Here is a 13,875-nt window from a genome sequence, read left to right as displayed (position 1 = left end):
AGGGACGGCTTTCGCGAGCCTCGACGATTTCCGCCTCGCGGCTCAGCCAAACGCTCATCACCCGCCTCGGCCCGGACCGCGTCGACCACGCTGAGTACTGCGGCGGGTAAAACGGCGCCGCAAGGAGACGGCAGGGCGTCGAGCCAGCTGTCAATCGCCCGCCGATGCGATGTGTGGCGGCCCATCTGGACCGGAACGCTCGCTTTCGGTCCAGCTGCGCCGACCCGTTCAGCCAGTTCGCCGGGGACATCCGCGTTCAGCCGCGCCATCCGGACAACTATGCCCACAAGGACCTGCCCCCGACACGAAAAGGGCCCCTCCCCGGAAACCGGAGAAGGGCCCTTCCCGAACCAAACCCGTCAGCTGCGACGCGCCCGCTTCGCCTTGCGGGGCGGCGGCAGGGCGCCCTCCGCGCGAAGCCGGGCGGCGTGCTCGGCCAGGGCGTCCACCAGGTGGGGCACGTCGGCCTTCTCCGGCTGGACGTCGACGCGCAGGCCGAATTCCACGGCGGTTTCCGCGGTCTTCGGGCCGATGCACGCGACCAGGGTGCGCGTGTGCGGCTTGCCGGCGATGCCGACCAGGTTGCGCACCGTCGAGGACGAGGTGAAGCAGACCGCGTCGAAGCCGCCGGTCTTGATCATCTCGCGGGTCTCGGCGGGCGGCGGGGCGGCGCGGACCGTGCGGTAGGCCGTGACGTCGTCGATTTCCCAGCCGCGGTCGCGCAGGCCGGCGGACAACGTCTCAGTGGCGATGTCGGCGCGCGGCAGCAGCACGCGGTCCACGGGGTCGAGCACGTCGTCGTACGGCGGGAACTCGGCGAGCAGACCCTCGGACGACTGCTCGCCCGACGGGATCAGCTCGGGGATGATGCCGAACGAGCGGACCTTGGCGGCCGTCGAGGCGCCGACGCAGGCGATCTTCACGCCGGAGAACGCGCGGGCGTCGAGGCCGAACTCCTCGAACTTCTCCCACACCGCGCGCACCGCGTTGGTGGAGGTGAAGACGATCCACTGGTAGCGGCCGTCGACGAGGCCCTTCACCGAGCGCTCCATCTGCGCCGGGCTGCGGGGCGGCTCGACGGAGATCGTGGGCACCTCGTGCGAGGTCGCGCCGTGGCTGCGGAGGCGGTCGGCCATCTCGCCGGCCTGCTCCTTGGTGCGCGGCACCAGGACCTTCCAGCCGTACAGCGCGCGCGACTCCCACCACGACAGCTTCGAGCGCTGCCCGGCGGCCTGGCCGATGGTCACGATCAGCGGGCCGACGAGCTCACCCGCGTCGTTGCCCAGGGTGCTGAGCGTGGAGTCGAGCGTGCGCTGGGTGTTGATGGTGCCGTTGGCCGTCACGGCGACGGGCGTGGACGGCGGCATACCCTTCTCCGTGAGCCGGCTGGCGGCCTCGGCCAGGTGCGCCGAGGTGGCGTGCAGCACGAGCGGGCCGGGCTGCGCGGCGAGCGCCGCCCAGTCGACCTCGCCGCGGACGTCGACCTCGGTGTGGGTGCCGCCGAGAGCGACACCGGCGTAGGCCGGCACCGCGGCGCCGGGGGAAACGCCCGGGATCACCTCGAACACGGCGGACGTGCGGGCCACGGCCTGCACCTCGTTCACCACGGCGGGGGTGGTCAGCGGGTCGCCGGCGACCAGGCGCAGCACGAGCCGCCCGGCCTTGGCCTCGGTGGTCAGGTCCTTCGACACGTCGGCGGGCTCACCGACGGCGGGCCGGACCTCGGCGCCGGGGCCGGCGAGCGCGAGGACGGTGGCGGGCACGTCGGGATCGGTCACCACGACCTCGGCCTTGGCGAGCAGCTCCTGGGCGCGGACTGTGAGCAGCCCGGCGTCACCGGGGCCCGAGCCCACGAAGGCGACGCGCCCAGCGGTCTTGCGAGCGGGGGTCATCTCTGGCGTTTCTCCTGTCAGGCGGCCGGGTACGTCATCGGCCGCAGGTGTGTGGTGCTGGTCATTCGAGTGCTCTGCGGGTTGCGTCACTGGGCGGGGCCGGACAGCAGTGCGCCGGCACCCAGGTCGAGGAGCTCGGCCGCCAACGTCCGGCCGAGCTGCTCCGCCTCGGCGAAGTCGGCGAGTGCGGAAGCCCGCAGCATGTCGACCGCGCCGTTCTCGCCCTCGACGGCCGCGGTGCCGCGCAACGAGATCCGTTCCACGACCGCGCCCTCGGAGTCGAGGTCCTCGACGATCTCGGCGAGCGCACCCACGGGTGCGCTGCACCCCGCCTCGAGCGCGGCCAGCAGGGAACGCTCGGCCGTCACCGCGGCCCGCGTGCCCTCGTCGTCCAAACTGGACGCGAGCAGGTGCTCCACGTCCACGTCTTCGGCCCGGCACTCCACCGCCAGCGCCCCCTGCGCGGGAGCGGGCAGCATCTGGATCGGGTCGAGGGTCTCGGTGATCGCCCCCACCAGACCGATCCGGGCCAGTCCGGCACGCGCGAGCACCACGGCATCGAGCTCGCCGTCAGTGACCTTGCGCATGCGGGTATCGATATTGCCCCGGATCGGCACGATTTCCAAACCGAGACCCAGCGCGAGCAGCTGCGAGGTGCGCCGCGGCGCCCCCGTGCCGACCTTCGAACCCGGCGGGAGCTCACCCAGAGTGAGGCCGTCGCGGGCGATCAACGCGTCGCGCGGGTCCTCGCGCGGCGGCACGGCGGCGAGCACGATGCCGGCCGCCGGCGCCGTGGGCAGGTCCTTGTACGAGTGGACGATGACGTCGATTTCCTTGCGCAGCAACGCTTCCCGCAGCGCCGAGGTGAAGACGCCGACGCCGATCTGCGGGATCGGCTTGCTGGAGACGTCGCCGGGGGTGGTCACGCGGACGATCTCGACCTCGGCGCCGGTGGCGCGGATCTTGTCGGCCACGGTCTCGGTCTGCGCGACGGCGAGCTTGCTGCCGCGCGTCCCGATGCGAATCACTCTGTCCACTGCTTACTTCTTCTCGATGTCTGGCGGCACGGCGGTGGGGCTCGCCACAGCCGCGGGGGCCTGCGGATCGAGGCAGAACAGCTCGCGCAACGCGTTGGCGTAGTCGGTGTCGGCCGTCTCGGCGGCCAGCTGCTTCACCCGCACTGTGGGCGCGTGCAGCAGTTTGTCGACGACACGGCGGACCGTGCGGCCGACTTCTTCGCGGACCTGCGTGTCGAGGTCCGGGAGGCGGTTGTCCAGACGCAGCAGCTCCGCGTCGACCACCTCGGCCGCGCGGCGGCGCAGCGCGGTGACGGTGGGCGTGACCTCGGCGCTGCGCTGGCCGGCGAGGTAGTCGCGCACCTCGTCGAGCACGATGCCGTTGGCCCTGATCGTCTGGCGTTCGGTGGTGGGGGCGCCGGCGTCGCGCATGCGGCGCTGGATCGTCTCGAGGTCGACGACGGTCACGTCGGCCAGGTCGGCCACGCCCGCGTCGACGTCCTTCGGCAGGCCGAGGTCGCACACCACAAGCGGGCGGCCCGCGCGGGCGGGCACATGCTCGGGCAGGAACACGGCGTCCTGCGCGCCGGTGCACGACACGACGATGTCGGCCTTCGCCACGGCGTCGGCCAGCTCGGACAGCGGCACGGCACGCGCGGGCACGCCCTCCACCGCGGTCTTCTCGGCGAGCCGCGCGGCCTTGGCCTCGGTGCGGTTGGCCACGGTGATCTCGCCGATGCCGGCCTTGCGCAGGTGCGACGCGGTGAGCGCACCCATCGAGCCGGCGCCGACGATCAGGGCGTGCTTGCCGACGAGGTCGCCCGCGGCGGCCAGCGCCTCGGACACCACGGACGCGCCGAGCTGGTCGAGACCCGTCTCGGAGTGCACGCGCTTGCCGACGCGCAGCGTCGTCTGGATCAGCTCGTGCAGCGTGCGCCCGACCGTGCCGGCCTCACGCGCGGTGGCGTAGGCCGAGCGGACCTGGCCGAGGATCTGCGTCTCGCCGACGACCATCGAGTCGAGGCCCGACGTCACGGAGAACAGGTGCTCGACGGCCGCGCCGGCGTAGTGCACGTAGAGGTTGTCGTAGAGCTCCGCCGGCTCCATGCCGGCCTGGCGGGCGAGCACGTCGGAGACGTCGTTCACGCCGCCGTGGAACGTCTCGACCACCGCGTAGACCTCGATGCGGTTGCACGTGGAGACCAGCATGGCCTCGCTCACGTGCTCGGCCTGCTGCAGCTCGTGCAGGACCTTGGTGACCTCTTCCGCGGGCACGGCGGCCCGTTCGAGCGTGGTCAGCTCCGCACTTCGGTGGGAGAGCCCGACCGCCAACACGCTCATCCGCGCACCACCATTCCAAGACCGCCGTCTGCCTGTCCGTTGCCGTTACTGCCATTGTCGATCGGCAGGCCGGCGTCGGGTAACCCGGTATTCCCCTGAATTGCCAGGGCGTCATCGGCACGGCGAGCCACGTGGAACGAGAGGATCTGAAGTTCGACCGCCAGGTCGACCTTGCGGACCTCGATGTGCGCCGGTACCTGGAGCACCACCGGCGCGAAGTTCAGTATGCACTGGACGCCGCCCGCTACCAGCCTGTCGCACACGGACTGCGCAGCGGTAGGAGGTGTGGCGATGATCCCGATGGAAATCTGCCGTTCGGAGCAGACGCGCGGGATTTCGTCCAGGTGCGAGACGGGCAGTCCCCCTACGGGAACCCCGACGAGGTCGGGGTCGAGGTCGAACAGCGCCTCGACGGGGAAACCGCGGCCGGGGAACCCGCCGTAGTTGGCCAGCGCGTGACCGAGGTTACCGATCCCGACCACGGCGACGCGGTGCTGGCGGGTGAGGCCGAGGATGCGTTCGATCTGGCTGACCAGCACCTGCACCTCGTAGCCGACGCCACGCGTGCCGTACGAGCCGAGGTAGGACAGGTCTTTGCGCAGCTTGGCGGAGTTCACGCCGGCGGACGCGGAGAGCTCTTCGCTGGAGACGGTGGTCGCACCCTGCTCCGCCATGCCCGACAGGACCCGCAGGTACACGGCGAGGCGCGCGACGGCCGCTTCGGGGATCTGCTTCGCGCGGACGGCCGTCTCGACGGCGCTGTCGACCGCGGGCATCTCCGCCGTGGGCGCGTTGTCGGCATCAGGCGCTGCCCGCCGGGCGCGGCCGTTGCCCTTCGCGGCCCGGCGGGGTGGTTCAGCGGGCGGTTCGGCACCGCTGCGCCTCCCCCGCTGTGTCACCACGCCCGGTCACTCCTCAAGATTGGGTCGCATCTCTTGACCCCGCGACTGGAGTCCGGTTCAATGCCGGGCTTTTGCGGGACGGCTCCCTACGGTAGTCCACTTGTGAACGCACGCACAAAGTCACTGGTCATCGACATGACACGACCCACACCCGCGCCCGATCAGGTGACAGCGGCCCGGGTCGCGGCGGGCACCGGGGCCGGCCGGGCAAGATCATCCGCGCCCCGCCCGCGTTTCGGAGGTCGTTCAGGCTGATGGCCACCCACTGGGTCTAGTGCGTTATCGCGCCGATCCTGGGACGGCGGGCGGTTCGACGCCCAGCGCGCGGAACCGGAGATCGCCGACCTGGCGGAGTCACGGACAAGGTCGCGGGTCGGATCGTGGAGAAGCTGCCGGGCTGAGACCCGTCGTACGTGGAGGTGGGTGAGCGTTGGCCGGGCACTGGTACTGGTACGTCGTCCTGGCGCTTGTCGTCGGCGGTTACGGGGTTTGGTACCTGCGCGGCTACCGGCGCCGGACCGCGGCCATCGCCGCCGGGGCGCGCGAGCGGGGGTGGACCTACCGGGAACGGGCGCCCCAGTTGCTCGGGCGGTGCCACGGCTACCCCTTCGGGCGGGGACGACGGCCGCGGGCGTGGCACGCCGTGAGCGGGAGCCACGACGGGCGCGAGTTCACCTCGTTCGAGTACAGCGAGGTCGTCGGGCATTCCGACGTCGACAGCAACGACAGCGCCGAGCGGCTGTACCTGCAGGTGTACGCCGTGAAGGTCGCCGGCGCGCCAGTGCTCACCGTGCGGCGCCGCGGGGTTGCGGGTGTCGTCGCGGGACGGCTGGGCGTGGGTGGGAACGCGACCGGTAACCCTGACTTCGATCGGCGGTTCGTGGTCGAAGGCGACGCCACGAGCCTCACTCCCGAAGCGCAGGTCTGGCTCACCGCCCACCCGCGACCGTTTCGCGTCGACGGCGGCGAGGTCCTCGTGTGGGACGAAGGGCGGTTCGACCTCGGCCGCGTGGAGCCCGCGCTGGAGCAGCTCGGGGAGCTGCTCACCCGCGCGCGGCTCGGTTGACCCAGCGTCAGGCGTTCACCATCACCGAGTGCCAGCCCGAAGCTCCGTTCGGCACCGGCTCCGCGGCCTGGTCCGTCTGGGTGTAGCCCGACTGGTCGGTCGCGCGGACGGTCACCGTGTGGCTGCCCGACGGCACGGCGAGGTCGGTCCACCACATGCGCCACGTGTCTTTGTTGACCTCGGTCGACAGGGTGGTCGGCTGCCACGGGCCCTGGTCGACGCGCACCTCGACCTTGGCGATGCCGATGTGCTGGGCCCACGCCGTGCCGGCGACGCGGAGCTTGCCCGAGGTCACTTTGGCGGTGTCGATGCGCGACTCGGTCTTGATGGGCGCCTGCTCGGCCCAGCCGCGCTGCAGCCAGTAGGACTGACGGTCGTCCCACTTGGCGAACTCGAGGCTGGTGACCCACTTCGTCGCGGAGACGTAGCCGTACAGGCCCGGAATGACGATCCGCGCGGGGAAGCCGTGTTCGACGGGCAGGGGTTCGCCGTTCATGCCGATGGCGAGCATGGCGCCGCGCGTCGGGTCGAGGGCGATCTTGGCCGGGGTGCTGCAGGTGAAGCCGTCGATGCTCGTCGCGTACATCTGTTCCGCGCCGGGTTGCACGCCGGCCGCGTCGAGGAGGTCGACGAGGTCCACGCCGATGAACTTGGCCGTGGAGATCAGGTCCCCGCCGACCTCGTTGGAGACACACGTCAAAGTGACCTCACGCTCGACCAGCGGCCGCGAGCGGATGTCGTTGTAGGAGAACGAAACCTCACGGTTGACGAGGCCGTGGATCTTCAGGTTCCACTCCTCGGTGCGCACCTGCGGCACCACGAACGCCGTGTCGATGCGGTAGAAGTCCGAGTTCGGCGTGATGAACGGCGGCGAGCCCAGCTTCTGGAAATCGGCGTCCGGCGGCAGCGGCGGGGCCTTGCGCGCGGCGACGAGCGGTCCCACGGCCGCCCGCGAGGTGTCGGCGCTGCCCGTGCTCGAGATCGCCTGCCCGGCGACGGCCGCGACCCCCGCGCCCGCCGCGACGCCGATGCCGCGCGACAGGACCTGCCGCCGCGTCGGGCCCTTCGGCGGGCGGGCCTCGTCGAACGCCGGCGGCAGCGCGTAGTGGTGCAGCCAGGTGAACACGAACGCCGAAGCCGCCAGCGACACCACGGGCGCCAGCAGCGCGAGCTGCCCGACGTCGGTGCGCTCGTAGACGGCCGCGATCCCGGCGATGCCCAGCAGCACCACCACGATCTGGCCACCTCGCGGCGTGCGGCGCGAAACCTGCCCGGCCAGCACCGCGAACAGCACTAGCACCACGGCCAGGCCGATCTTCAGCACGGTCTTGTCCGCCGTGCCGAGCGTCTGCTCCGCCCACACCACCACGGCGTGCGGGCTGTGCGCGATCACGAAGTCGGCGACGGCCACGAACGGCGACGCGTTGTAACCGACGAAGCCGGCGATCAGGTGCCCCACACCCAATGTGGTGATCAAGGCCGCCAGCCCGATCAACGACGCGATCGGCAACGACAGCCGCCGCGGCTCAGGGGGCTTGACGGTCTGCGGGGCTTCCTTCAACGCGCTCACCCCACCATCTTCGGCGGGCTCGACCCCCGATACCGCCGGGAACCCTTACGACTTGATTACCGCATCGGACTATCGGGCGGAACTAGCCGGCCAGCGCCCGGCGGAACCGCTCTTCCTCCACCCGCCAGTACCCGTGTTCCGCACCGTCGATGAGGATCACCGGAACCTGGTCGCCGTACTCGGCTCGCCACTCCGCGTCACTGTCGACGTCCGCGAGCTCCCACGGCACGTCGAGCTCACCGCAGATCCGCGCGACCTCGGCCTCGGCCACCTCGCAGAGGTGGCAGCCGGCGCGCGTCATCACCGTCACCTGATGCACCACCGCAGTCTAGAACCGCGTCAGCGCAGCTTGAGCCGCCGCAGCTTCCCGGTGGCCGAATGCGGCAGCGTCGAAACGAACTCCACGAGGTGCGGCACCTTGTACCCGGCCAGGTTCGCCGCGCACTGGTCGCTCACCTGCTGCTCCGACAGCGCCGCTCCCTCGGCCGGCACCACGACCGCCTTCACGGCCTCGCCGCTGCGCTCGTCGACGACCCCGACCACGGCGACCTCCGCCACGCCCGGCAGCCGCGAGATCACGTCCTCGACCTCGTGGGGGTAGACGTTGAAGCCGTTGACGATGATCAGGTCGTTGGCGCGGTCGACCAGGTGCAGGTCGCCGTCGAGGTCGAGGTAACCGACGTCGCCGGTGCGGAACCAGCCCTCGGCGTCGGGGCCGTGCGCGCCGTCGGGCCAGTAGCCCGAGAACAGGTTCGCGCCGCGGATCGACACCAGGCCGGTGTCGCCGCCCGACTCGAAGACGTCGGCGACGTCGTCCGGGTCGAGCGGCACGCCCTCCTCGGTGCCGTCGCTGTCCACCAGCCGCAGCTCGATGCCGGGCAGCGGCCGCCCGACCGAGCCGGGCTTCGGGTAGCCCGTGACCAGCGTCGACGTGACCACCGGCGCGCATTCGGTGAGGCCGTAGCCCTCGTAGACGTCGTGGCCGGTGGCCTCGCGGATCGCCGCCAGCACGCGCGGGTGCAGCGGCGCGGCACCCGAGGTCAACATCCGCACGGTCGCGAGCCCGCGCGCCAGCTCCTCGGCGCCGAGGTCGGCGAACTCCGTGTACATGGTCGGCACGCCGGCGATCGACGTGACGCGGTACTCGGCGCAGTCGTCCAGCGTCTTCGCCGGCTCGAAGCGCTCCGAGAGCACCAGCGTCGCGCCCACGGCCGTCGCCTGGAGCAGGCCCGGGCCGAGGCCGTAGACGTGGAACAGCGGGATGGTCACGAGCACGCGGTCGTCGTGCACCGGCACGCCCTCGACCTGGCTGAGCTGCTCGAGGTTCGCCAGCAGCGCGCGGTGCGACAGCAGCACGCCGCGCGGCGGGCCGGTGGTCCCCGAGGTGTAGGAGATCACCGCGATGTCCTCGCCGGCGCGGCCGAGGTCCACAGGGTCTCCCCCGAGTTCGCCGCGAGGTGACAGCGCCGTGAGGCTTTCGGGCAGGTCGGTGTCGTCGTCGCGCTGGATCACGAACCGCGGGTCGCAATGCGAAAGCAGCTGCTCCAGCTCCGGCGCGGGCGCCTGCGGAGACAGTGGCACCGCGATCGCGCCGGCGCGCAGCACGCCATACAGGGCGACGGCGAAATCCGCCGACGTCGGCAGCCGCAGCACGACCCGGTCGCCCGGGCCTACGCCGGCTTCGACGAGCCGCCGCGCCTGCGCGTGGGCCGCCTCGTCGAGCTCCCGCCAGGTGAGCGTGGCCCCCGTGCCGGTCTCGGTGATGGCCGTTTCGTCCGCCCACCTGGCCGCCGCCTCGGTCAGCAGCTGCGCGACACCCTCCACCGGGCCCCCTTCCTGCTGTAGCCCTTTTGTCATCTTGTCACCCGTAACGGGGACGCCGCGCGATCGTCGCACCTCCGGTACCGCGGGACCTCTACCTACTTCGCGGTAACTACACGTATGCTGCACTGCGTCGCCGGGTGGCGTTGATCACTGCCGGGTGACGCGAGAAAGGGAGTCGCCGTGACGAACTTGCTGGTCCACGCAGTCGTGGAACACGTTCAGCGGCCCATTCCTGCTCGCGTGGGGGACGGGCGCACAGCTCGCCGCGGAGGCCGCCCGCCCGGCCTCCGGACCGCAGGAGGTGCCGCCCTGTGACCCTGCCGACCACCGCGAACCGCGGCCCCCTCGTGATGTTCGCCGAACGTGCGTTCGGGCGGCCCGCCGCCGTCCCGCTGACCAGGGCGACCGAGGCCGCGCAGGCGCCGGACCCCGCCGAAGCCGCCAAGATCGAGGCGTGGGACCTCGTGCGCGAAGCGCAGGAGGGCGACTCCTCGGCGTTCGGGAAGCTCTACGACCGGTACGTCGACGTCGTCTACCGCTACGCGCTGTTCCGCCTCGGCGATCGCGAGCTGGCCGAGGACGTCACGAGCGAGACGTTCCTGCGCGCGCTGCGCCGGATCACGTCCGTGAGCTACCAGGGCCGCGACGTCGGGGCCTGGTTCGTCACGATCGCCCGGAACCTGATCCTCGACCACGTGAAGTCGAGCCGCTTCCGTCTCGAGGTCGTGACCGATGAGGTCAGCGAGCCGGGCGCGGCACCGGTTTCGGCCGTCGGGCCGGCCGCGCAGGCCGGGCCGGAGCAGCAGGCCATCGCGGGCGCCACGCGCGCGGAGCTGCTGCGCTGCGTCGCCGAGCTGGGCGAGGACCAGCGCGAGTGCATCGTGCTGCGGTTCCTGCAGGGGCTGTCGGTCGCGGAGACGGCCCAGGTGATGCACCGCAACGAGGGCGCGATCAAGGCGCTGCAGCACCGCGCTGTCCGCCGTCTGGCCCAATTGCTGCCCACCGGGCTGCGCTGACTTTTTTCACGTCCCGGCGCAACCGTAACTTCTTCGTCTTCTTAATCGTTTCTCCACGCAGACCGGCTGTCAGGGCCGGGGCTTGTAGAGCTTTGTGAAGCTTTGTGGAGACGGAGCAGCACCGTGGGCGTGCCCGGGTGGTTTTCGCGGGATCGAGCCGAGAACGAGCGGTTCGATCGCGCGCTGGACCCGTCGCCCGTCGAGCGCGACGGCGAGTTCGCCGACGAGCTGGCCGTGGTCGCCGCCCTGCGTTCGCTGGGCGAGGCGGGCGCGCCCGACGTCGCGACGCGCGAGCGCATCCGGGCGGAGATCGAGGGCCGGCTCGGCCAGACCGTCGTCCGGCGGCGCTGGAAGCCGCGGATGGCCGATCTGGTGGCGGCCGGCATCGCGCTCGTGCTGGGGCTGGCCGGGCTGACGCTGCTGCTGTCGCGCAACGCCATGCCGGGCGACGCGCTGTACACCGTGAAGCGCGCGGGTGAAGAGACGTCGCTGGGGCTGACGTTCGGCGACGAAGCCAAAGCGCGTAAGCACCTGGAGTTCGCCGCCAACCGCGTGAGCGAACTGGGGCTGATGACGGACGCGTCGCCGTCGGCGTACCGGACGGCGCTGGGGGACTTCGGCAGCGACGTCCGCGCGGGCGTCACGGCGTTGACGGCACTGGCGACGGGCGGCAGCGGGCGGACGCAGCTGTCGGACCTCGAGACGTGGACGAAGGAGCAGGCCCGGCTGCTGGCGGCCGAGCAGCCGCGGGTCCCGACGTCCGCCCGCGCGGACTTGAGCGGCGCGCGCGGGCTGCTCACGCGCGTGCAGCAGCGGACGTCGGCGCTGGTGTCGCGGCTGAACTGCTACGAGATCACCACGGGCAGCTCCGACGAGCTGGGCCTGCTTCCGGCGCGCGGCGCGTGTACGCAGCAGCCCACGCGTCCTGGTGAGCCGGCGCCGCCTTCGCCTTCGTCGCCTGGCCCCACCCCTACGCCGACCGAAAGCGGGGTGCCGCCGGCGACCGGGACGTCGTCCCCGCCGGACCTGGCCGTGTCCAGCACGCCGACGCCGACGTCCGGGGGCAGCGCCACGGCTCCCCCGCCGGTGTTCTCGCCGCCGATCACCGCGCCGACGACGCCGCGGCTGCCGACGACCAGCCCGCCGCCGCCGTTGATCTCGATCCCGCCGCTGCTGCCGGGGCTTCCGCCCATTGTCATCGGGTGATCGTCGGCGGGGCGGGACTCGGCCCGGTCAGTCGCTGGCGTGCGCGGTGTTGTCGAGCCAGTGCTGGGCGAGGTCGAGGTCGCCGTCGACGCTGATGGTTTCGCCGTCAGAGAGAGGGAGCCGGCGGGTCAGGACCATCAGCAGCGACTGTGCCGGGCCGGTCACCGTCACGTCGGCCTGCCGGGTCCCGGGCTGCCACGTCGCTCCGTCCGGGCGCCGTTCGACGAACCACGCGCCGTCGGTGTCGGTGGCCCGCCACTGCAGGGTCTGCCCGGTGCCCCGGACGGCGTGAGCGGACTCGGGCCGTTGCATCGTCCACGTGGGCGAGGTGAGCATCGCGAGGTGGTTGCCGATGAGCGCGGCGGCAACACCGGCGTCGACATCGGCCGGGCGGCCCGCCGCATTGGCTGCGTCGAGACCGTGGACGACGGCCTCGTTCAGCATGCTGGACATCCAGAATCGCGCCCCGGACCGCTCGTCGCCGGCGGCGTTGAACACCGGCGCCTCGAGTGCGTCGTCGGAGCACGCGCTCGCCACTCGCTGCGCGGACTCCGCCAGCCACGCCGGCCACTCGCCGGGTTCGGCCGGCAGCACGGCCATCTCTGTGGGCAGCTGTGTGGGATCGGTGATGCGCCGCTCGATGATCTCCGCGACCCAGTTCTGCGTCTGGCCCACGTGCGCGACCAGGTCGGTGACGGTCCAGTCCGGGGCCGTCGGCACGGCGGCGCCGGGCCCGGCCACGGCGGCCGATTCCGCCAGCCGCCGGGTGTGGTCGACGATCGCGCGCCGGACGGTTTCCGCGTTCAGCTCGGTCATGGCACTGTCCTTGGTGTCGGGGTGAGCGCCCGCCCCCTGCGGGCGCCTTCGACTACGCGTCGAACGACGGTATCCGGGATCGACAACCCCGAGCACGACTTTCGATCCTTCCGCCCGAAGGTCGGAAATCGCGGACGCCGGCCACGAACAACCGCGGTCACCTCGGACGGAGCCAGGTGATCACTCGGCGCTTCGGCAACCCCTGATCGAGGCCCTCACCACACCTGGAACGGGTGAGTCGCGTGGTCGCTACGCTGTGCGTCAGGACCCGGCCGTTCCCGGCCGCCGGGACGTGCCCGAACGTGGAGGCGGTGTGCGTGTCAGCTTGGCGTGGCAAGGATAAGAGTCAGGAGCTCGAACGGCTCGCCACGCTCGCGGGCGAGGCGTCGGCCGAGGCCGCTCAGATCACGGCGAACGCCGAGCCTGCCGTGCCCCCGGCCCCACCGGACCTGACCGCGGCCGCGTTCTTCGACGTCGACAACACGATGATGATGGGCGCGTCGATCTTCTACTTCGCGCGCGGCCTCGCGGCGCGCAAGTTCTTCACGTCCGCCGACCTAGCCGGTTTCGTGTGGCAGCAGGTGAAGTTCCGCCTGGGCGGGCGCGAGAACAAGGAGGACATCAAGTCCCACCGCGAGCGCGCACTGTCCTTTGTGGCCGGTCGCACCGTCGAGGAGCTCACCAGCATCAGCGAAGAGATCTACGACGAGCTCATGGCCGACAAGATCTGGTCCGGCACCCGCGCGCTCGCCCAGATGCACCTCGACGCGGGCCAGCGCGTGTGGCTCGTCACCGCCACACCCATCGAGCTCGCCGCGATCATCTCGCGGCGCTTGGGCCTGACGGGCGCCCTCGGCACCGTCGCGGAAACCAAGGACGGCGTCTACACCGGCCGCCTGGTCGGCGACCTGCTCCACGGCCGCGCCAAGGCCCACGCCGTCCGCGCCCTCGCCTCGCGCGAAGGTCTGAACCTCAAACGCTGCACCGCGTACTCCGACTCGCAGAACGACGTCCCCATGTTGTCCGCCGTCGGCACCGCCGTGGCCATCAACCCGGACTCCGGCCTGCGCGACGTGGCCCGCGCCCGCGGCTGGGAAATCCGCGACTTCCGCACGGGCCGCAAGGCGGCGAAGATCGGCGTCCCGTCGGTCCTGGGCGCGGGCGCGCTGGCGGGCGCCGTCGCCGCGGGGATGGCCTACCGCCGCCGCTGACGTTGTCACCGGCGG

At 71.7% G+C, this 13,875-nt stretch carries 12 protein-coding genes; 4 read left to right on the top strand and 8 right to left on the bottom strand.

Features of this window, described 5'->3' with window-relative positions:
• Positions 1–359: 359 nt before the first annotated feature.
• From AB0878_RS08605 to AB0878_RS08590, 4 genes are all read right to left on the bottom strand, one after another.
• Positions 360–1,892: a bifunctional uroporphyrinogen-III C-methyltransferase/uroporphyrinogen-III synthase gene (locus AB0878_RS08605; RefSeq protein ID WP_366577833.1), complete on the bottom strand. Its 1,533-nt coding sequence runs from the start codon at positions 1,890–1,892 to the stop codon at positions 360–362.
• An 86-nt stretch (positions 1,893–1,978) separates the two neighbouring features.
• Entirely contained in the window at positions 1,979–2,929 is a 951-nt protein-coding gene (hemC, locus tag AB0878_RS08600) for a hydroxymethylbilane synthase (protein ID WP_366577831.1), read from the bottom strand.
• A gap of 3 nt (positions 2,930–2,932) precedes the next feature.
• Complete coding sequence (locus tag AB0878_RS08595; protein WP_366577829.1) at positions 2,933–4,249, bottom strand: glutamyl-tRNA reductase; 1,317 nt, start codon at positions 4,247–4,249, stop codon at positions 2,933–2,935.
• Entirely contained in the window at positions 4,246–5,151 is a 906-nt protein-coding gene (locus AB0878_RS08590; RefSeq protein ID WP_366577827.1) for a redox-sensing transcriptional repressor Rex, read from the bottom strand. Before AB0878_RS08590 ends, AB0878_RS08595 begins: the two co-directional genes overlap by 4 nt.
• A 430-nt stretch (positions 5,152–5,581) precedes the next feature.
• Here AB0878_RS08590 and AB0878_RS08585 point away from each other — a divergent pair, with 430 nt between their 5' ends.
• Complete coding sequence (locus tag AB0878_RS08585; protein ID WP_366577825.1) at positions 5,582–6,217, top strand: hypothetical protein; 636 nt, start codon at positions 5,582–5,584, stop codon at positions 6,215–6,217.
• A gap of 7 nt (positions 6,218–6,224) precedes the next feature.
• Here AB0878_RS08585 and AB0878_RS08580 read toward each other — a convergent pair whose 3' ends face one another.
• From AB0878_RS08580 to AB0878_RS08570, 3 genes are all read right to left on the bottom strand, one after another.
• Complete coding sequence (locus AB0878_RS08580; protein ID WP_366577823.1) at positions 6,225–7,787, bottom strand: molybdopterin-dependent oxidoreductase; 1,563 nt, start codon at positions 7,785–7,787, stop codon at positions 6,225–6,227.
• A gap of 82 nt (positions 7,788–7,869) precedes the next feature.
• Positions 7,870–8,109 carry a glutaredoxin family protein gene (locus AB0878_RS08575; RefSeq protein WP_366577822.1) on the bottom strand — a complete coding sequence of 80 codons (240 nt, stop codon included), beginning with the start codon at positions 8,107–8,109 and terminating at the stop codon, positions 7,870–7,872.
• Positions 8,110–8,126: 17 nt separating this feature from the next.
• Positions 8,127–9,644, bottom strand: a complete 1,518-nt coding sequence (locus AB0878_RS08570) for an AMP-binding protein (RefSeq protein ID WP_366577820.1) — start codon at positions 9,642–9,644, stop codon at positions 8,127–8,129.
• A gap of 278 nt (positions 9,645–9,922) precedes the next feature.
• On the opposite strand from AB0878_RS08570, the gene AB0878_RS08565 reads away from it, so the two are divergent.
• Positions 9,923–10,627, top strand: coding sequence for a sigma-70 family RNA polymerase sigma factor (locus AB0878_RS08565; RefSeq protein WP_366577818.1), 705 nt, complete (start codon positions 9,923–9,925; stop codon positions 10,625–10,627).
• Positions 10,628–10,750: 123 nt separating this feature from the next.
• Positions 10,751–11,833, top strand: coding sequence for a DUF5667 domain-containing protein (locus AB0878_RS08560; RefSeq protein WP_366577816.1), 1,083 nt, complete (start codon positions 10,751–10,753; stop codon positions 11,831–11,833).
• Positions 11,834–11,860: 27 nt separating this feature from the next.
• Here the strand turns inward: AB0878_RS08560 and AB0878_RS08555 are convergent, their stop codons facing one another.
• Positions 11,861–12,649, bottom strand: coding sequence for a maleylpyruvate isomerase family mycothiol-dependent enzyme (locus tag AB0878_RS08555; protein WP_366577815.1), 789 nt, complete (start codon positions 12,647–12,649; stop codon positions 11,861–11,863).
• A 302-nt stretch (positions 12,650–12,951) separates the two neighbouring features.
• Between AB0878_RS08555 and AB0878_RS08550 the strand changes: the two genes are divergently transcribed.
• Positions 12,952–13,860: an HAD-IB family hydrolase gene (locus AB0878_RS08550; protein WP_366577926.1), complete on the top strand. Its 909-nt coding sequence runs from the start codon at positions 12,952–12,954 to the stop codon at positions 13,858–13,860.
• The last annotated feature ends 15 nt before the right edge of the window (positions 13,861–13,875 follow it).

Source organism: Amycolatopsis sp. NPDC047767 (assembly GCF_040704195.1).
GTDB lineage: Bacteria > Actinomycetota > Actinomycetes > Mycobacteriales > Pseudonocardiaceae > Amycolatopsis.
Note: the sequence above shows the minus strand (reverse complement) of the source record. Positions and strands in the feature narration are given on the sequence as shown.